Below are 17,991 nucleotides of genomic sequence, written 5' to 3'. Positions count from 1 at the left end.
CCTAGACATCCCACGGGTCGTAGGTGTCAAGCGGCGAGTTCGTGGCGGTGTGCCCAGGCGGTGTGTTCGTCGTAGTGGGTTTGGTGTTTGAGGCAGCCGTGGAGGATGCCGACGAGACGGTTGGCGAGGGCGCGTAGGGCGCGGTGATGGGTGTCGCCGTGTTCTCGGCGGTGGTCGTAGAAGGCGCGGGCGCCGGGGCTGGCGGTGAGCGCGGCGAAGGCCCACAGGTAGCAGGCGTCGGCGAGGCGCCGGTTGCGGGCGTAGCGGGCCAAGACGACTCTGCGGGTGCCGGAGGCTTTGGTGATGGGTGACGTGCCGGCGTAGTTCTTGCGAGACTTGGCATCGGCGTAGCGGTTCGGGTCATCTCCGAACTCTGCGAGCACCCGGGCGCCGAGCGTCATCCCCAGTCCTGGCAGGGAGCGGATGATCTTGGTGTCCGGGTGCTGATCAAAATGGTCGGCCAGTTCGGTCTCGAGCCGGGCGATCTGTTCGTTGAGTTCGGCGATCACCGCGACGAGGGCGGTGACGGTGGTGCCCATCGCGTCAGCGATCATCGCGGGTGCTTCGAGCTGAGGAACTCGTAGCGCCGTCTGGATCTCGATGGCTCGGTCCTCGATGCGGCGCTGACGGCCTCCCCGCTTGAGCGCGGAGGCGATCTTCGAGCGCGACAGTTGCCGGCCTCGTGTCGGGGTTGGGGCCGCCGCGAGCACCGCCAACGCGTCCCCCTCCGCCAGCGCGTCGAAGGCATCAAGAGCGCCGGGATAGAACTCGCGCAACGTCGAGCGCAGCTGGTTGGTCTGGCGTTGCCGGGTCCAGATCAGCGACTGATGAGCCCGGGCCAGGACCTTGATGGCCTCGGCCAGTTCGCTGTCACCGGCGATGGGGCGATGATTGTGAGCGTCGGTGCGGGCCAGCTCGGCCAGCACCTTCGCATCACCGGGGTCGGACTTGGCCCCCGACGTCGTGTGCCGTTCGCGATAACGCGACGTCGACATCGGGTTGACCGCCAACACCGTGTAACCCGCGGCGACCAGCGCCGCGACAAACAAGCCGCGGTCGGTCTCGGTCGCAACGATCACCTCGGCCGGATCATCGACATGGCCGGACACGAGCTCATGAAACCGGGCCACCCCCTCGACCCCCTCAGCAAGCCGGGCCCGCTCCAAACGCCGCCCCTCGCCGTCCTCGATATGAATGTCGTGATGGGCCTCGGCCCAATCGTGACCAACGAACACTTTCCCCAACACGCTTCCTCCTGATCGACTCTCGACACGAGCCCGAGGCGACCAGCAGCCCGCTAATGGTTCAGTGCTCGAAGCACGCCATCCCACCAGCCATCACGATCAACCTCACCAACCAGCCGGCGCACGATCTAGGCCTAGGGTTCGAGAACCCCGCGTCACTCAGTGCTGACCGGCCAGCGGCTCGAGACCAGACTCGCTGACAAGCAGCTACTGGTCGACCCCCATTAGCGCCAGGCGCTCGAACGGCCCGTGAGGCGGCGCCACTGCTGCTCGCGCACGAAGGCCAACAACTCGGGGTCGTCGACCTGCTCGCGACGGGTGATGACGGCTCTCGCGTAGCCGACGAGCAGGCCGGCACCGGCTACCGCCCACGGGCGGATGAAGCAACGACGCACCGCCTTCGCGAGGACGAAGGCCGGGTGATACCCGCACACGTAGGCCGCTTCGCCGTTCTTCTGCCAGTTCGGCCACTGCCCTTGGCCGTCACCGGTGAAGCGGCGCTGGATCAAGATGACGTCGCGGAAGCTGCGAGTCGTGAAGCCCTTGAGTGTGGCCTTGAGCTCGTCGAGTGTGTCCCACCCCTTGACCGCGTGGATGCCGTCGATCGCGTTCCAGCAGTCTCGTCGGTAGATCTTCGTCGCCCCGCGCACATGGAACATCGGGTGCTCCTCGAGTACGAGTTTTCCGCCGATGTCGTTCTTGATCATGCCGCCCGCGATGCCGATCTCGGGCTCGTCGCCCATTCGTTGGAGGCATTGCTGAAAATAGTCGGCCGGCAGATCGAGGTCGCTGTCGAGCTTGACTGCAAAATCCCAGTCGATGCCCTCCACCAACGAGAAGCCTTCGAGGAAGGCCTCGACCACTCCCCCACCCGGGCGTCGACTGCCCCGGTCCCGACGATCGATGACCTCGATCCAGTCGTGATCGGCGGCGAACGACCGGGCGAGCTCACCGGTGCCGTCGGTGGAACCGTCGTTGACGATGACCCACTTCGCGGGCCGCCACGTCTGCGCGGCCATGCTCTCGAGCGTGTAGGGCAGGTACTCCGCTTCGTCGCGGGCGGGTGAGACGACGACATACGTCGGCGGAACAGTTTCAGACACGTCGATCCTTGAAGACATCGCGAACATCGTCGGCCACGGCAACCGTCCACCAACGTGGCTTCCCCTTGATCCGGTGCCGTCGGCTGAGCAGGCCGCGCTGTTGGGCGAGCGCCTCGACCTCGGGGGCCGGCATCTGGACGTTCATCATCCGGTGAAGCGCACCCGCGGCCCCGATGAGCACGAACGAGGTCCCGACATAGATCTGATAGTAGAGCCCGTTCACGAAGAAGTTCGACACGAATCCGGCGAGGATCGAGCCGAACAGCACCTGGCCGAGATGCTTCGTCGTGTCGTCCCGGGCGAGGTTGCGGATGTTGCGGGCCACGACCACCCCGAGCAGGAACATGAACGACAACACGAGCACGCCGATCCAGCCGATCTCGAGCAGCGACAACAGCATCTGGTTGTCGAGCAGCAGGTACGTGTCGGAACCCCACGTGCCGGCACCGCGGCCGAAGAACGGGCGCTCGGCGATGTAGTCGAAGGCGATCTCGTAGTCGTCGGTGCGCGCAGTGATCGAGGTGTCCTCGTCGAGACCACGAAACAGCGAGAGCACCGACCCGAGCAGCGTGGGTGAGGAGACATAGATGACGCACAGGCCGACGAACCCGACCACCGCACCGTGGATCAGCTGCCGCCGACTCCACACGGAGACGAGGATCCCGAGCGAGATGAAGATGGCGAGAATCGCCGACCTCGAGACGGTGGCGGGCAACGTCGCACCGATCAGGAACACGGCAGCCCAGTAGAAGCGAGCACGTTTCCGGTTGGGCTCGTGGAGCGCGTAGTGGAGGGCCACCGGCAGGATCATCGCCATGAGGATCCCCAGTTCGATTGCGTGCGCAGTGGTGCCCGTGGCGCGGTCGAAACCCGACCGGGCCCGCGAACGGGCGAGTTCGCCGCCGCTCAGGTTCAGTCCCGGGAATCGAATCTCGGCAACCAGATCCCAGGCGAAATAGAATTGGAGCAGCGCCGTGGTGGCGACGACCGCACCGAAGAAGACCATCCGCCGCAGGATCTTCTCGAGGTCCTCGCGGTTCTCGATCGACGCGCTGATCAGCAGCGCGATGCCGATCATCGAGGCCGTCATCACCACCTCGCGTTGACCCGCGGTCACCTCGTGGTTCTCGAGATCTCGGTTGAAACTCAACATGTGGGACATGAAGACCACGACGCCGTAGGACCACAGGCCGACGGCGACCGGGTTGCGACCTCGCGGCACCATCGCCGGCACGAAGCGAGAAACGGTATAGAGCAGGCACGCCCCCAGCCCGACGACGATGGACGGCCGGGCGATCGAGCCCGCGCCCGGCAGCACCCATTGCTGCGGGATCAAGAAGAGCAATCCCATCCAGATCGTGACGATCGTGAGCACGTCGAAGTGCCACCACCGGCGCGGCGGCGCGGTGACCTGGGGCGACTCGAGCTGTGCCGTCATCGTTCGAGCTCCGGAATCGACGTCGCACGTCGTGCGGGCAGAACGAACTGGTCGACCCCGTAGGCGGCGCCGGCCGCCAGCGCGGTCACCGCGGCCACCAGGCCGAGGAGCGCCTTCTTGGACCCGGGCGGGCGGCGGCTGGGCGGGTTGACCGATGTCACCTCGCCGCCCAGCCGGGCCGCGCCCACGATGTCGCGATCGGCCTGGATCTGGTCCAGCCGATCGACATAGTCGTCGGCCACTACCTCGATCGCCTCGGTCACGCCGGCGTGGGTGGGTCCGCGCAGGACGACGATGACGATCGGGTACTCGTCGCGGTAGTTGAACTCGAAGTCGTCGGGCAGCCCCGCGTCGCGGAGTGTGTTGCGGTACTCGGCGCCGAGCATCTCCACGGCGGCGACGATCGCCGGGCCCCGGTAGTGGGTGCGAGTGCTGGTGAGCAGCGTGTTGTCGGTGCGGGGCGACACCACGGTGATCCGGCCCACCGCGATGTACTCGGCGCCGGTGTCGTTCAGCGCACGCGCGCCGAGGAGACCGAGGATGAGGATCGGAAAGAAGACCCACCACTTCCGCAGGATGATCCACGCCATCTCCAGGAAGGTCATGGCGACTGCGCCCTAGTTCTCCGCCGGCCGGTCGCGGCGGGCTCGAACCCACCGGTTGGAGCCCTCCTCGATCGCGGCCTGCTCCGGAGGCTCGTCGATCGGCACGGGCCCGACGTCGGGACGGAACTCGGCCGCGCTCTCGCCACCGGTACCGAACTGCGCGGCCTGTCCCTCGTACTGATGGAGTTCACGGAACTCGATGCGTCGATCGCTGAAGAAGTAGACGATGCCCTCGACCGCGAACGCGGCGACGAACGCGAACAACAGACCGGCGACCGCCACGGTCAGCTGCGACGTGCGCACCCCCGAGTAGTCCGCTGTGGGTTCGGAGATCTCGAGGAGTTCGGCCCGCACCAGCGCCGTGGCATCGGCACCGAAGCGGGTCTGCTGGGTGTCCATCTCCTCGACGAACAGCCTGGTCAGTGCGGCGGCGGTCTCGATCGCCAGTTCGGGATCGTCGTCGGTCAGTTCGAGGTTGACGAAGGGGTCGTCTCGAGCCACCGAGAAGCCGTAACTCGGACTGAAGCCCGCCTCCGCCACCGCCGTCCGCCGGGCCTCGGTCTGCATCACGACCACGGCCACGTTGGCCACGGAGTTCACCGCCGACGGGGTTTCGATGATCGGGTTGGACGCGGCGGCGTCCTCGGTGGTGGTCGACGGGTTGGTCACCAGCAGAAAGCTGGCCTCGACCGAGTAGGTGGGTTGGCCGCCGCTCCCCGCCGCGAACCAGAGCGCGAGCACCGCAATCGGGACGGCGACGTACCAGCGCCGCAAGAGGATGAGAACAATCGTCCTGATTTCCACGAATACTCCTGGTGACGCGTCGTGCTATCGCCACAGGTACTGATCGGCCAAGCCGGAACGATACCAACCGTTTGGCCGACAAGGAGCGCAGCCCCGACCGACTGGGCGGCGTCGTTCAGGGGCAACCGGTGAAGGCCCCGTAACCGGGCGCCGCACACGAATCGGCGCCATCGAGCGCCGGACCGAACGGTTCGGCCGAGACGGGAAGATCCTCGCCGTCGACCGGACGAAGATCGCCGACCATCCAGGAGTCGTCGAGGAACCGGGGGAACTCGGCGCTGATCCCGCGGCCCTCGCAGGCTGCCTCGGTGACGGTCAGATTGTCCCTCACGCCGTCGGTGCACGGCAGCGACGAGGCAATGTTGCCGACCGCCTCGAAGTTCGCGCCCGGATCGATGGTGGAGCCGCTGCTCGACAGGCCCACCGACCCCCGAATCGTGTTGTGCCGGAGCTCGAGGTGGATCTCGGGGGTCGAGGCCCACACGATTGCGTGGATTCCGTCGCAACCGTCCATGTCGCCCGGGCACTCGAACATCACGGTCGATTCGATGAGCACTGATCCGACCGTGCCGCCGGCACCGGAGCGAATCTGGAATGCTTTGTCGCCGCAGGGCAGGATGACGTTGCGCGAGAAACGCAGATCGTCGCCGCCGAGGATCTGGACACAGTCGGTGTGGGCCTCACCGTCGGTGGGTTGAGGCCCGATCACGTTCGCCTCCACCAACAACCGCACGGGCTGGTCCTCGTCGAAGGTCTTGATCTGGATCGCGTCGGGACCGTCCTCGTAGGGCCGGATCAGGTTCCCCCGGACGATGACGTCGTCGGCGCCGTTGACGAACAGTTGACCCATCCGGTTCGCCTCGAAGTACGTCCCGTTACCGGTCGGATGAACGACGGTCGTGTCGACGTCGAGCCCGATGATCGACACATCGGCGGCGGCGACCTCCAGAAGGCCGATCGAGACACCGTCTCGGCCGATGAGCACCGCGCCCTCCTGATCGACCTCGAGGAAGTCGGTGTGACCGTCGTCGAGATCGAACGTCGCGGCGGGAACGTCGGCCGGCAGTGGCGGCACGCACTCATCGGTCGCCTGGCAGAGATCGTCGAACCACCACATCGGGGTGGCGATCGTGTCGGCGCCTCTCACCGACTCCGGATCGGCGCTGGTGGTTGAACCAGGGCCGCTCGAGGGCGGGACGTCGGATGACGATTCTGCTCCCGTCGGGCCCGTAGCCGTCAGGCTCGTGTCCGTGTCGCTGTCGCTCGGCTCGCTCGTGTCGTCCCCGCCGCCACACGCGGCGAGGACGAGCACGCACGCGAACAGCAGCGCCCTCAGCCGCAGCGCCCCACCGACAGATTCACCTCGTTGGAGAAGCGGCACAGCATCAGGGCGGCGTGGCCACGGGTGATCGGGTCATTCGGTCGGAATGTACCGTCGTTGAAGCCGTTCATGACGTCGGCCGACTGTGCCCAGGCGATCGCGTCGGCGTAGTAGGCCCCCGCCGAGACGTCGGACAGGCTCCCGGTGGACGACGACGGCGAACCGGCGGCTCGCCAAAGGACGAGCGCGAAGTCACCACGGGAGATCGCCCAGCTCGGGCGGAACGTGCCGTTGGGATAGCCGGTGAGGATCTCCTCGGCCACGCCCCACTGCACCGCATCGGTGTACCAGGACGCGCCGGGCACATCGGCGAGGCGGTCGCCGCGGGCGCTGGGCTCGCCGAACGCCCGGAACAGGAACGTGGTCGCATGGGCGCGAGTGGTCGTGTCGAGGTAACCGAACGCCTGGGCGCTCGGGCCCTCGGTGGTGACGTCCACCTCGTGCAGCCAGGCCACCGCGGCTGCGAGTTCGCTGGACGGCGCCGGCGTGGACGGCGACGGGTTGCTGCCGCCCGCCGCGGCCGTGCCGCAGGTCTGGTCGGCGCCGAGGTCGCCGCCACCACAGTTGGTCTGTCCGTCGATGTCGACGTCGGGGGCGTAGGGACTGCCGGCGCCGATGCCGCGACTTCCCGCGACCAGGTGGAGGTCCTGGACCAGTTCGGCCGGATTGACCCACGTCGGCGTGCCGATCTGATCATGCGAACCGCAACGCCCGCTGGCGACGAGGTTGTAGTCGGTCTGCGAGGTGCACGGAAGGCTGTCGGCGATGTTGCCGTAGAACTGGACATTGCCAGCGCCACCGCTCTTCGAGCCGCTCTCGGAAAAGGCCATCGACCCGTTGACCGAGTTGTGGATGAACCGGATGTCGTTGCCCTCGGCCGCCACGATCACTGCGTGATAGCCGTTGCAGAGTGTACGCCGCGGGGCGCACTCACTGATGAAGTTGCCCTCGATGGTCACGCTGCCGACCGTGCCACCGGCCGCGCTACGGATCTGCATCGCCTTGTCGGCACACGGGAAGAAGGTGTTACCGGCAACGTAGACGTCGTCGCCGCCCATGATCTGAAGGCAATCGGTGTGGGAGTCACCCGAAAGGTATTGCGGGCCGAAGATGTTGCCCACGATCGTGACGCCCTGAGGGTTGTCGCCGGCGACGCCCTTGACCTGCATCGCATCGGGCCCGTCGGTACTGGGATCGATGATGTTGCCTCGCCACACCGTGCCGTTGGCGCTCGTGACGTAGGCCTGCTCGATGATGTTGCCCACTGCCTGATTGCCGTCGGCTCCGGCGTGGAAGTACATCACGCCGGAGTTGTTGAAGCCTCGGAAGGTGAGGGAGGGGACGTGGCTGCGGATTCCGCCCACGGTCACCTTGCCACCGGTCGGGCGGAACGTGATGTTGGACGCAGACGCGCCCCAGCTGACACTGCGATCGATCGTCTGCAGGGGGTAGGAACCGGCGCGGACGAGAACGGTGTCACCCGGGCGGGCTTTGCCGAGCGCGGCTTCGAAGGAGCCGCACGGCTTGGCCGAGGAGCAGTCGCTCCCCGAGCCGGACGCACTCACGTACCATGTCGACGCAGCCGACGCGGGAGGCGTCGACAGGACGAGCGTGACGGCGAGGGAGGCGAGTACGGCCAGAATCGTGAGAGCCTTGTGTTGCACAGGAGCACTTTCCTTTGCTGGGCGATGAACGTGCCGAAGGAGAAGTGCCGATCGGGTGACCACCCATCGAACATGACTCTCCGTAACGCAAGTGTAATGTAACAGGTCGAAACCCAGGAAGGGTGTCAGGTGAGTGAACAATCGCGGCGACGGGTGCTGGCCGTGGCATCCGGTGGCGGCCACTGGGTGCAACTGTTGCGCCTGAGGGATGCCTTCGAAGGCCACGACGTCACCTTTGTCACCGTCCGTCCCGAGTATCGTGCCGATCTCGCCGACGACGATCGCCTCATCGTGGTCGAGGACGCCACGCGCTGGAATCGTCACAAACTCGTAAAGCTCGGGCTCCAGCTGTCGTGGATCATCGTTCGCCACCGTCCCGACGTCATCATCTCCACCGGTGCCGCGCCGGGCGTCATCGCCCTGCAGCTCGGACGTCTCGTCCGCGCCCGCGGGATCTGGATCGACTCCATCGCGAACTGTGAGGAGATCTCGTTGTCCGGTCGCAGGGCCGGAAAGGTCGCCGGTCTCTGGCTCACCCAGTGGGAGCATCTCGCCACCCCCGACGGACCTGCCTACGAGGGCTCGGTCGCATGATCCTCGCAACGGTCGGCGCGCAGATGCCGTTCCCCCGGCTGGTCTCCGCGCTCGACGACTGGGCACGCGCCAACCCCGCCGTCGAGATGCTGGTGCAGATCGGCGACCAGGACCCGCCGCCGGCGTCGGTCCCCCACATCGCCCTGCTCGATCCCGAGACCCTTCGTGACCGCATCCGTGATGCGGAGCTCACGGTGGCCCACGCCGGCATGGGCACCATCATCACCTGTCTCGAGCTGGGCGCACCGCTCGTGATCTTTCCCCGCGACGGCGACCAACGCGAGACCCGCAACAACCACCAGATCGACACGGCCCGCCGCTTCGGTGAACGAGACGGGATCTGGGTCGCCGACGATGCCGCCGCGCTGCATCGACTTCTCGATGACCGAGCCGAACTGCGAGCCGGCACTCCCACTTCACCGCAGACCTCCCCCCGGCTGATCGCCGCGATACGGGAGTTCATCGATGGTTAGCGTCGGCTATCGCGCCTATCGCGGCTACGGCCGCGTGCGGGACAAGGTCGCGTCGCTGATGGTACGCGGTGCCTTCGAGTCCTTCGGAGCACACAGCGTGCTCGCGCATCCGGTCCGGCTGAGCGGCGTCGAGCACATCCGGATCGGCTCGGGCGTGTACATCGGTGCGAGTTCCTGGCTCCAGGTGATCGACGACCCGTCGTCCACCGGGAAGCGGTCCGAGGTCGTGATCGACATCGCTGACGACGTTCGAATGTCGGGCATGTGCGTCATCTCCGGCGCGACCGAGATCCGAATCGAGAAGGGCGCGCTTCTCGCCCGCAACGTCTACGTGGCCGACCACGGCCATGCGTTCGCCGATGGCGACAAGGCGATCCACGAGCAGGGCATCGACTCGATCGCACCCGTACGAATCGGCGCGGGCGCATGGCTCGGCCAGAACGTCGTTCTCCTGCCCGGAGCCGATGTCGGTCGACAGAGCATCGTCGGCGCCAACTCGGTCGTGCGCGGCGTCATCCCGGATCGAGCGATCGCCGTCGGGGCCCCCGCCCGCGTCGTGCGCACCATCGACGACGCATGACCGACCGCGCGTCGCCACCGCCGTCCGGGTCGACCACCCGGACCGATGTGGTGTTCACCTTCTCCACCGAGACTCTCGCCGATGCAGCGGCTCGTGGCCTCGCCCGTCCGCCCGAGCGGATGTTGCAAACGCTCGTGCACAGTCCGCGCGTGGGCAGGGTTCTGGTCGTCGACGCTCCCCGCTGGCTTCCCGCCCGGTGGCGCCGCGGGTCCAGTCCCTGGCCTCCCGGCCTCGGCGACCCGAGGCCGCACCTGCGGCCGACCCGGCTCGGCCCGAAGGAGGCGATCGCGCCCGACGACGTGCGCCGCGATGTCGAGCGCCGGGACACCACCATTCGCCGCGCCGCCGACCGCGCCGGCCTCGTGCGGCCCGCCGTGGTCAGTTTCGACCCGCTCTTCGCCGGTTTCGCGCCGCTCGCATGGGCCGGGCCGGTGACGTACTACGGACGCGACGACTGGTCGACGTTTCCTCCCCGGCGCCCGTGGTGGCCGGCCTACGACGCGGCCTACGAGGGCTTGCGTGCGCGCGAACGCGGCGTCCTCACGATCAGTCGGCCACTGCTCGAGCGCATCGCGCCCACGGGACCGGCCGCCGTAGTCCCCAACGGCATCGATCCCGATGAATGGCGATCGCCCGATCCGGCGCCCGAATGGTTCGAGTCGCTCCCCCGACCGATCCACACCTACGTCGGCACCGTCGACGAGCGGGTGGACGAGTCGCTGCTCACCGAGATCTCCGGAACGCTGCTGCTCGTCGGGCCATGCCGGGACGATGCCCGCCGCGACCGTCTCCGCCGGCTCGGCGCCGAGCTGCACGTGGCAGCCGACCGTCGGGAGCTGGCGGCGATCGTCGCCCATTCCGACGTCGGACTCATCCCGCACACCCGCACGTCGCTGACCGAAGCGATGAGTCCACTCAAGCTCTACGAATACCGGGCGGCCGGTCTCCCGGTCGCCACGGTCGACCTCCCGCCCATCGCCGCCGAAGCCGGCCACGACCTGGCCATCCAGCTGGCCGCGCCCGGGCCCGAGGGGTTCGGCGCCGCCGCTCGGCGGGCGGTCGAGCGGGGCCTCGATGATGACGCGACCCGCATGACCTACATCGATCGTGCGTCCTGGTCGGGCCGTCATCGGGTGGCCCTCGACATCGCCCTTCGAGCATGACCAGTATCCGTTCGTCGGTCGGCTGGAACGCGCTGTCGTTGGGGGGCCGCCAGGGACTCCGGGTGGTCACGTCTCTCGTGCTCGCCGGTGTCCTCGGTCAGGAGAACTTCGGCATCGTCGGCATGGCGACGGTCTACGTCACGTTCGTCGTGATCTTCGTGCAGTTCGGTTTCGGCACCGCGCTCGTCCAGAAGCCGGAGCTCACCGACGGCGACATCGGTGCGGCCACTCGGCTGTCGCTCGGCAGTGGTCTGATGGTCGCAGTGCTCACGCTGTTCGTCGCTCCGCTGATCGCCGACTTCTACCGCACCGACGAACTCACTGACGTCCTGCGCGTCCTGTCGGTCCTCGTCATGCTCAAGGCGCTCGCAATCGTGCCGTCGAGCCTGCTCATGCGCGAGATGCGCTTCCGGCCACTCGCGGCCGCGGAGGTCGCGGGCTCGGTGGCCGGGGCGATCGTCGGCATCACATGGGCGGTGACCACCAAGTCCTACTGGGCGATCGTCGGACAGTTCATCGTGACCGACGCCGTCACTCTCGTCGGGATCCTCCTCGTCGAGCGCCGGCGGCGATGGCAGACCAGCCGAGCGGACATCCTCGAGCTCTCCGGATTCGGGGGGAAGCTGCTCGCCACGAACATGCTCAACTTCGTGTCCGGCAACGGCGACAACGTCGTGGTCGGGCGGGTCGAGGGTCCGATACCGCTCGCCGACTATTCGCTCTCCTACCGGGTGCTCTCGCTTCCTCTCCAGGTCGTCGGCCAGACCGTCGCCCGCACCATTCTCCCCACGTTCTCGCGGCTGCAACACGACCGACCCGCCGTGGCCGACCTCTACTACCGGAGCCAGCGCGCCATCGCCGCCCTGGTCACCGGTCCGCTGATCGTCGTCGCACTCGCGGCCGACGACGCCATCCCATGGGCCTTCGGCGAAGAGTGGTCGAGTGCCGTCACCGCCACGCAGTGGATCGCCGTGGCCGGCATCCTGCGCCTCGTGCTCGGCAACGCCGGCGCGACCATGGTCGCGATGGGCCATCCCGGCCGCCAGTTCTGGTGGTCGCTGGTGACGACGGTCGCATCGACCATCGGCTTCATCGTCGGCGTCCAATGGGGTATCGAGGGCGTCGCGGCCTCGATCGTGATCCTCGGGGTACCGCTCGGACTGCTGGGCGTCGTGCTCGTGGGCCGGCTGATTCCGGTCACGCCGTGGGGCACTCTCGTGCGCCTTGTCCCGATCGGTCTCGCCGGCGTCACCCTGCTCGGCATCTGGTGGGTCGCCGCCGGCCCGACCGACGACCTCCCCGTCGTCCTGGCCCTGATCATCCGATGCAGCGTCACATCGGTCGCCTATCTCGGTCTCATCGCGATGATTCCGGCGATCCGCCACGATGTGACCCGCATGCTGAGACGCCTTCCACCGACCGACGCCACCATCCCGGCCGAACCGCAAGAGACCACATGAGCAACACATCCGAACCCGAGATCGCCGTCGTCATTCCTGCCTACAACCGCGCCGCCACACTCGGACGGGCGATCGAGAGCGTCCTCGGCCAGACCCGCCCGCCGACCGAGATCGTCATCGTCGACGACGGCTCGACCGACGCCACCGCGGCCGTCGCCGCCGCCTACGGACCGACGGTACGAGTGACGACCATCGAGAACTCCGGACCGGCGATCGCGCGAAACGTAGGGGTCAACGCCACTTCCGCGCCATGGATCGCCTTTCTCGACAGCGACGACTACTGGCTTCCCGGTCACCTCAGCCGTATCGCCGACGCAATCGCCGGCACCGACGGCGCGGCGAACGTCTACTTCGCCGACACCAGCCGGCCCACCGCCGAGCGCAACGACGCGTCGCTCTACGAGTTGGCCGACTTCACCGCCGACGACCCGTGGACGCTCGTCGACGACGCAACCGAATGGGTCATCCGTCCCCGCCAGCCGACGATGCTGCAATCATCGGTTTTCGCCCGCCCGGCATGGGATGCCGTCGACGGACTGTGGCCCGAACTCCGCTCGCGCCACGACACTCACGTCTTCCTTCGGCTCGGCATCGGAGGGACCATGTGCGCGGTCGCCGGCGTGGGCTGCCAGATGACCGACGACGACACGAGCGGCAACCGCCAGATGGATGCAATGGGCACCCGCTCGCGGCGCTACTGGCACCACACCGTGGCACTCTACGGGGACGTCCTTCGCCGCCAAGGCGACGCACTCGACACGGCCCAGCGCCGGACGCTGGCGGTCCGGCTCGCCCGCGGCCACCTCTCCCTGGCGAAGCACGACCTCCGCAGCCATCCGATCGACGGGGCCCGCCACCTCGTCGCGGCCGTGCGCGCCGATCGGCGCACTGCGTTCGCACCGGTGTTGCGCCGTCTCCCCGGAGGAATCCGATGGACTCGGTGAGCATCGGGGTGCCCGTCTGGAACGGCGAGCGCTACCTCGAGACCTGTGTGGCGTCCCTGCTCGACCAGACCCGCCCGCCCGACGAGATCGTCATCTCCGACAATGCCTCCACCGACGGCACCGGGCGAATCGCCGCCGGCCTGGCCGCCGGCGAGCCGTCGGTGCGGGTCGTGCACCACGACGTCAACATCGGGGCGGCCGGAAACTTCAACACCATTCTCGATCACGTGGAAGCCGACCTGTTCGCCTGGTGCCCCCACGACGACGTCTGGTCCCCCGGGCTTCTCGACCAGTTGGCGGCTGCCCACCACGACACCGACGTCGCCGTGAGCTACGGAAACGCCCGCCACATCGACGAACTCGGCGAGGACGCGGGAGCACCGGTGGCCGCCATCTGGACCGATGCCGCCGACCCGGTCGATCGCCTCGCCGAGCTCCTGGCCGACCCGATCCACAGCCACCTCCACGTCTGCAATCCAATCCTCGGACTCATGCGCCGGACACTCCTGCTCGAAACGGGTCTGATCCGGCCGTTCGGCGGGTCGGACAAGGTGCTCATCGTGGAGATGGCATTCCGAGGTCGACTCGCCCCGGTCCAAGCACCCTTCCTGCGCCGCGTCCATGCCTCGTCGTCAGTGCGGGCCAACCCCGACAGCGAGTCGCGCCAGCGCTGGTTCGATCCCTCGGCCAAGGGCCCCGCTCTCCCCGAGTCTCGCCTTCTGGGAGCGCTGTGGACGGCCGTGGGCGACGCGCCACTCGACGGCCGTCAGACCCGGCGCGCTCGCACCCTGCTGGCCCGGTGGGCCGCCACCGGACGCCGCCCGCTCGTGGTCGCGGGCGAGGCCCGCCGGTGGGCCGCGTGGCGGTTGGCGACGGCGAGCCGGCGCCGACCGTTCAGCTCTGGAGGAGACGGAGCGAGTTGACTTCGTCGATGGTGAGACGATCGGCGGCGGCGATCGGCGAGATCTCCACCGCACCGAACCGCACCGTCATCTCGTGGGCGACGAGCACGAGGCTGCCGCTCGGCGGCTCGGTGGTGCCCTGGCCGGCCACAGAGCTCACCTGCCATCCGGGTTCTCCCGCCCCTACCGACCAGAGCTTGGCGCGGTAGACGGCACCACCGGGGTAGGACTGCACCTGGGCACGGAAGCGATAGCTGCTGCCTACTCGCACCTGAACGCTCTCGTCGAAGGTCTTGACCTCACCCGCTTGGTCCTGCATTTCGAGGCGACCGTCCGCACCGTCGAAGGTGTAGAAGGAGAAGCCCCCGATCGGGGCGACGTTGCCCGTGTCGTCGGGGCGGAATCCCTGGAGCGGCTGCGAGTTCGGTGTGGTCGAGTTGCTGTGGCCGGTCCAGCGCAGGAGGTAGCCGAACCCCGGCGTGTTCGAGAAGGGCCCGACGTTCTCCAGCAAGGCGACGGGCGTGACCGTGGTGGTCACATCGAAGTCGGCCATGCTCGTATCGCCGATCGCCAGCAGGCGGTCATAGCCGGCGGCCGAATCGTCGATCACCACCTCTTCGCCTTCGATCCTCCAGTTGCCGTCGACGATCTCGACGAGCCCTTGCAATTCCTGCTCGGACCAGTCCACGGTGAGCGGCAGGTCGCGAGCGGCAGGGTTCTCTGGTGTCACGTTGTCGATCTGCACCAGCGCGATGGTCGCCTCGCCGAGCTTGTCGACCGCACGGATCTCGACGGTGTTGACACCCTCGAGCAAATCCGATCGCAGAATGTCGATCACGAAATCGCCCTCGCGCACCAGGCGACGGCTGTTGGGACCGAACGAGAGACTCTCGGGAACGGCACCGTTGAGGCTGTAGACGAGCGAATCGATCCCATCCGGATCCGACACGTTTCCGAGCACGTCGAACCAACGCTGTGCGACCGCTTCTCCGGTGCCGATCTCGCTGCCCTGCCACAGGTCGATGTCTGGGCTCTCAGGGGTGCCGGTGTACGGTTCGAGCACTCGAACGACCGTCGACCTGATGTCGGTGAGACCACCGTCGTCGAGCACCGACACCGTGACGATGTGCTCGCCCACATCGAACTGCTCGGTCAGTTCAGGCGTGACGGCGAGCTCATCGAGGCCGCGGGTCCAGTGGTACTCCACGATCTCGCCGCCGGGATCAGGATCGAAGGAATCTGCGGCGCTCAACGTGACCGTCTCCACCCCGTCGCCGTCGAGATCGATCGCCACGGACTGGTTGGGGATCACGATGATCGGCTCGTTGTTGACGACGATCCCGTCGGCCAGCGCGGGCCGGGGCGGGGCCTCGCTACCGCACGCGGCGGCGACCACCGCGAGAACGACGAGCGCAGGAGCGACCCGTCGGATCATGCGCCGAGTCCGATCAGCTCGGCGGTCACCCGGAGACGATCGAGATCGGCGCGGATCTCCTCGGTGTAGATCGGGTTCATGACCAGGATGGTATCGACGTCGTGATGGTGAAGATCCGCGGGGGCGCAGACCTCGACCCCGGAGCCCGGGAGGAAGCGTCCGGCCTTCGCCGGATTGATGTCGACGGCGACCACCGGCGCGAACTCGGGCACGGCCGACAGGAAGGCCACCGCCTTCGAACTCGCCGCCCACACCGCACCACGACGTCCGTCGGCCCGCAGCGAGGTGGCCCAGGACTTCCATGCATCGATACTCGAGGCCAGGCCCTGGAAGTCGGGGATCCGGGTGCGGTTCTGAAGCGGACTCGTCTCGCCGAGTCCGGCATGGACCACGAGGTACTGGCCCTCGTAGTCGAGCCGCGACATGCGCACGTCGAAGCCGGTCCGTTGCAGTAGATCGACGAATCCCGGTTCGTCGATGTACGAGCAGTGCTCGAAGTACACGTCCCAGAACGCCGACTCCGTGGCGATGCGTCCGGAGTCGGGCACCTCGAGATAGAAGACGGTGTCGTCCCGGTCGCGGAACTCGTTGCGCAGGACGGTGAGAAAGTCGGCGACTTCGGGGATGTGCTCGAGCGTGTGCCGACAGATCACGACATCGGCGTCGAAGTGACCCGAACCGGTTCCGAACGACACCGACCGGAGCTCGACCTGCTCGTCGCGGATGGCTCGGGAGCCGAGCACCGGATCGAGCCCGATCCCGGTGCCGCCGGACGCCGCGCAGAACTCGCGCAGGAAGTCGCCGTTGCCACAGCCGATCTCGAGTGCACGCGCGCCCTCGAGCGAGTGGGTGTCGATCATCTCGGCGATGACCCTGCCGGCGAACGCCCGGAAATACGCCGAGTGCCCCTGGGCGTCCTCGTAGTCCTCGTCGTAGGTGACGAGGGTCGGATCGAACGCGGTGTTCTGCACGAATCCGCAGTGCGGACACTGCTGGATGCAGAGATCCCCGCGGGCGACGGCCAACGCCGATGCGCGGTCGTCGTAGAGACGCGAATTCTCGACCGGCACGCCGTTCGCGACGAAGACGTCGTCGAGCGTGGGGTGCCCACAGCTCCGGCAGGCGGTGCCGATCACGACGGGGCGTTGCCGTCAGTCCACCGCACGGTCTTGTCGAGGCGCCCGGCCGACTGATGGGCATCGAGGCGCTTCAGACGGATGAACCGGTCGGAGAAGAGGGTGTCGATGTCGAGGCCGGCGGCCCGGAAGTCCTCGGCCATCTGGGCGATGCCGGTCTTCACCGTGTACCTGGGCCGGAACTCGGGGAGCTCCTCGGCGATACGGGAGAAGTCGACCTTGTAGTCGCGCTTGTCGGCCCCGCCGCCCTCGGCGACGGAGATCTCCGCGCCCGGCACGGCCTCGGCGACCATCTCGGCCACGGTGATCACCTGATAGTTCTCCTCGGTTCGCCCGACGTTGAACGGGCGATCGTGGACGCGCGCAACGTCGTCGACCGACAGAACGGCCTCGACGGCGTGGGCGATGTCGGCCACGTGGACGAAGGGACGCCAGGGCGTGCCGTCGCTCATCAAGACGATCCGGCCCTCGACCACGGCTCGCGCGGTGATGTCGTTGATCAGCAGATCCATGCGGAGCTTGGGTGAGGACCCGTAGGCGGTCGCGTTGCGCATGTAGGTGGGGTGGAAGTCGTCGTCGGCGAGCTCGGAGATGGCGAACTCGGCCTTGACCTTGGACTCGCCGTAGGGCGTCACGGGATTGAAGGCGGCGGTCTCGTCGAGCAGCGTGCCGTCGCCGGCGCCGTAGAGGGAGCACGACGAGGCGAAGACGAAACGCCGGGCACCCGCGGCCTTCGCCATCTCGGCCATGCGAACCGACGCCCGCTCGTTGATTCCGTAGGTGAGGTCGGGGTCGACGTTGCCGAGCGGATCATTGGACAGCGCGGCCAGATGGACGACGGCGTCGATGCCCTCGAACACCTGGCCGCCGATGTCGCGCACGTCGCCCCACGAGGTCGACGGCGCCGCCCCGGCCTGGAAATCCATGTGCCGGAAGAGTCCGGTGTCGAGGCCGACCACCTCGTGGCCGGCTCGTTCGAGCATGGGACAGAGGACCGAGCCGATGTAGCCGTCGCTGCCGGTGACGAGAACGCGCATTGGTTTTCTTTCCTGGTGTGGGGGAAGG

17 protein-coding genes are annotated in these 17,991 nt (G+C 67.6%); 7 read left to right on the top strand and 10 right to left on the bottom strand.

Annotated features, from left to right (window positions below):
- Nucleotides 1-26: 26 nt before the first annotated feature.
- From RIB98_09675 to RIB98_09645, 7 genes are all read right to left on the bottom strand, one after another.
- Nucleotides 27-1,235: an IS110 family transposase gene (locus RIB98_09675; protein ID MEQ8841239.1), complete on the bottom strand. Its 1,209-nt coding sequence runs from the start codon at nt 1,233-1,235 to the stop codon at nt 27-29.
- Nucleotides 1,236-1,468: 233 nt separating this feature from the next.
- The gene (locus tag RIB98_09670) at nt 1,469-2,347 is read right to left on the bottom strand and encodes a glycosyltransferase family A protein (protein ID MEQ8841238.1); all 879 of its coding nucleotides are present in this window, start codon (nt 2,345-2,347) and stop codon (nt 1,469-1,471) included.
- Nucleotides 2,340-3,785, bottom strand: coding sequence for an O-antigen ligase family protein (locus tag RIB98_09665; GenBank protein ID MEQ8841237.1), 1,446 nt, complete (start codon nt 3,783-3,785; stop codon nt 2,340-2,342). Before RIB98_09665 ends, RIB98_09670 begins: the two co-directional genes overlap by 8 nt.
- Nucleotides 3,782-4,390, bottom strand: a complete 609-nt coding sequence (locus RIB98_09660) for a hypothetical protein (protein ID MEQ8841236.1) — start codon at nt 4,388-4,390, stop codon at nt 3,782-3,784. Before RIB98_09660 ends, RIB98_09665 begins: the two co-directional genes overlap by 4 nt.
- Nucleotides 4,391-4,402: 12 nt before the next feature.
- A complete protein-coding gene (locus RIB98_09655) occupies nt 4,403-5,194 on the bottom strand; it encodes a hypothetical protein (protein ID MEQ8841235.1) in 792 nt (263 codons plus the stop codon).
- Nucleotides 5,195-5,309: 115 nt separating this feature from the next.
- Nucleotides 5,310-6,341 carry a hypothetical protein gene (locus RIB98_09650; GenBank protein MEQ8841234.1) on the bottom strand — a complete coding sequence of 344 codons (1,032 nt, stop codon included), beginning with the start codon at nt 6,339-6,341 and terminating at the stop codon, nt 5,310-5,312.
- Between the two features lie 185 nt (nt 6,342-6,526).
- Nucleotides 6,527-8,239 carry an S-layer homology domain-containing protein gene (locus tag RIB98_09645; protein ID MEQ8841233.1) on the bottom strand — a complete coding sequence of 571 codons (1,713 nt, stop codon included), beginning with the start codon at nt 8,237-8,239 and terminating at the stop codon, nt 6,527-6,529.
- A 129-nt stretch (nt 8,240-8,368) separates the two neighbouring features.
- Here RIB98_09645 and RIB98_09640 point away from each other — a divergent pair, with 129 nt between their 5' ends.
- From RIB98_09640 to RIB98_09610, 7 genes are read left to right on the top strand one after another with little or no spacing between them, the layout of a single operon-like run.
- The gene (locus RIB98_09640) at nt 8,369-8,833 is read left to right on the top strand and encodes a hypothetical protein (protein ID MEQ8841232.1); all 465 of its coding nucleotides are present in this window, start codon (nt 8,369-8,371) and stop codon (nt 8,831-8,833) included.
- Nucleotides 8,830-9,306, top strand: coding sequence for a glycosyltransferase (locus tag RIB98_09635; protein ID MEQ8841231.1), 477 nt, complete (start codon nt 8,830-8,832; stop codon nt 9,304-9,306). Before RIB98_09640 ends, RIB98_09635 begins: the two co-directional genes overlap by 4 nt.
- A complete protein-coding gene (locus RIB98_09630; protein MEQ8841230.1) occupies nt 9,299-9,886 on the top strand; it encodes an acyltransferase in 588 nt (195 codons plus the stop codon). Before RIB98_09635 ends, RIB98_09630 begins: the two co-directional genes overlap by 8 nt.
- Nucleotides 9,883-11,049 (top strand): hypothetical protein, encoded by a 1,167-nt coding sequence (locus RIB98_09625; protein MEQ8841229.1) that lies wholly within the window; start codon nt 9,883-9,885, stop codon nt 11,047-11,049. The genes RIB98_09630 and RIB98_09625 overlap by 4 nt, the downstream gene beginning before the upstream one ends.
- On the top strand, nt 11,046-12,509 hold the full coding sequence (locus RIB98_09620) for a lipopolysaccharide biosynthesis protein (protein MEQ8841228.1): 1,464 nt from the start codon (nt 11,046-11,048) through the stop codon (nt 12,507-12,509). Before RIB98_09625 ends, RIB98_09620 begins: the two co-directional genes overlap by 4 nt.
- Complete coding sequence (locus tag RIB98_09615; protein MEQ8841227.1) at nt 12,506-13,453, top strand: glycosyltransferase family A protein; 948 nt, start codon at nt 12,506-12,508, stop codon at nt 13,451-13,453. Before RIB98_09620 ends, RIB98_09615 begins: the two co-directional genes overlap by 4 nt.
- Nucleotides 13,441-14,376: a glycosyltransferase gene (locus RIB98_09610; protein ID MEQ8841226.1), complete on the top strand. Its 936-nt coding sequence runs from the start codon at nt 13,441-13,443 to the stop codon at nt 14,374-14,376. The genes RIB98_09615 and RIB98_09610 overlap by 13 nt, the downstream gene beginning before the upstream one ends.
- Here the strand turns inward: RIB98_09610 and RIB98_09605 are convergent.
- From RIB98_09605 to RIB98_09595, 3 genes are read right to left on the bottom strand one after another with little or no spacing between them, the layout of a single operon-like run.
- Nucleotides 14,348-15,790 (bottom strand): PKD domain-containing protein, encoded by a 1,443-nt coding sequence (locus RIB98_09605; GenBank protein MEQ8841225.1) that lies wholly within the window; start codon nt 15,788-15,790, stop codon nt 14,348-14,350. The two genes, RIB98_09610 and RIB98_09605, sit on opposite strands and share 29 nt — an antisense overlap.
- Nucleotides 15,787-16,926, bottom strand: coding sequence for a class I SAM-dependent methyltransferase (locus tag RIB98_09600; protein MEQ8841224.1), 1,140 nt, complete (start codon nt 16,924-16,926; stop codon nt 15,787-15,789). The genes RIB98_09605 and RIB98_09600 overlap by 4 nt, the downstream gene beginning before the upstream one ends.
- Nucleotides 16,923-17,963 (bottom strand): SDR family oxidoreductase, encoded by a 1,041-nt coding sequence (locus RIB98_09595; GenBank protein MEQ8841223.1) that lies wholly within the window; start codon nt 17,961-17,963, stop codon nt 16,923-16,925. Before RIB98_09595 ends, RIB98_09600 begins: the two co-directional genes overlap by 4 nt.
- Nucleotides 17,964-17,991: the final 28 nt, after the last annotated feature.

The sequence above is a fragment of the Acidimicrobiales bacterium genome, from assembly GCA_040219515.1.
In the GTDB taxonomy this organism is placed as follows: Bacteria; Actinomycetota; Acidimicrobiia; order Acidimicrobiales; family Aldehydirespiratoraceae; genus JAJRXC01.
Note: the sequence above shows the minus strand (reverse complement) of the source record. Positions and strands in the feature narration are given on the sequence as shown.

Bases quoted from the DNA above. Each gene is read 5' to 3' on its own strand.
- RIB98_09665 (MEQ8841237.1), bottom strand. From the start codon at position 3,785: ATGACGGCACAGCTCGAGTCGCCCCAGGTCACCGCGCCGCCGCGCCGG.
- RIB98_09660 (MEQ8841236.1), bottom strand. From the start codon at position 4,390: ATGACCTTCCTGGAGATGGCGTGGATCATCCTGCGGAAGTGGTGGGTC.
- RIB98_09635 (MEQ8841231.1), top strand. From the start codon at position 8,830: ATGATCCTCGCAACGGTCGGCGCGCAGATGCCGTTCCCCCGGCTGGTC.
- RIB98_09630 (MEQ8841230.1), top strand. From the start codon at position 9,299: ATGGTTAGCGTCGGCTATCGCGCCTATCGCGGCTACGGCCGCGTGCGG.
- RIB98_09625 (MEQ8841229.1), top strand. From the start codon at position 9,883: ATGACCGACCGCGCGTCGCCACCGCCGTCCGGGTCGACCACCCGGACC.
- RIB98_09620 (MEQ8841228.1), top strand. From the start codon at position 11,046: ATGACCAGTATCCGTTCGTCGGTCGGCTGGAACGCGCTGTCGTTGGGG.
- RIB98_09615 (MEQ8841227.1), top strand. From the start codon at position 12,506: ATGAGCAACACATCCGAACCCGAGATCGCCGTCGTCATTCCTGCCTAC.
- RIB98_09610 (MEQ8841226.1), top strand. From the start codon at position 13,441: ATGGACTCGGTGAGCATCGGGGTGCCCGTCTGGAACGGCGAGCGCTAC.
- RIB98_09605 (MEQ8841225.1), bottom strand. From the start codon at position 15,790: ATGATCCGACGGGTCGCTCCTGCGCTCGTCGTTCTCGCGGTGGTCGCC.
- RIB98_09595 (MEQ8841223.1), bottom strand. From the start codon at position 17,963: ATGCGCGTTCTCGTCACCGGCAGCGACGGCTACATCGGCTCGGTCCTC.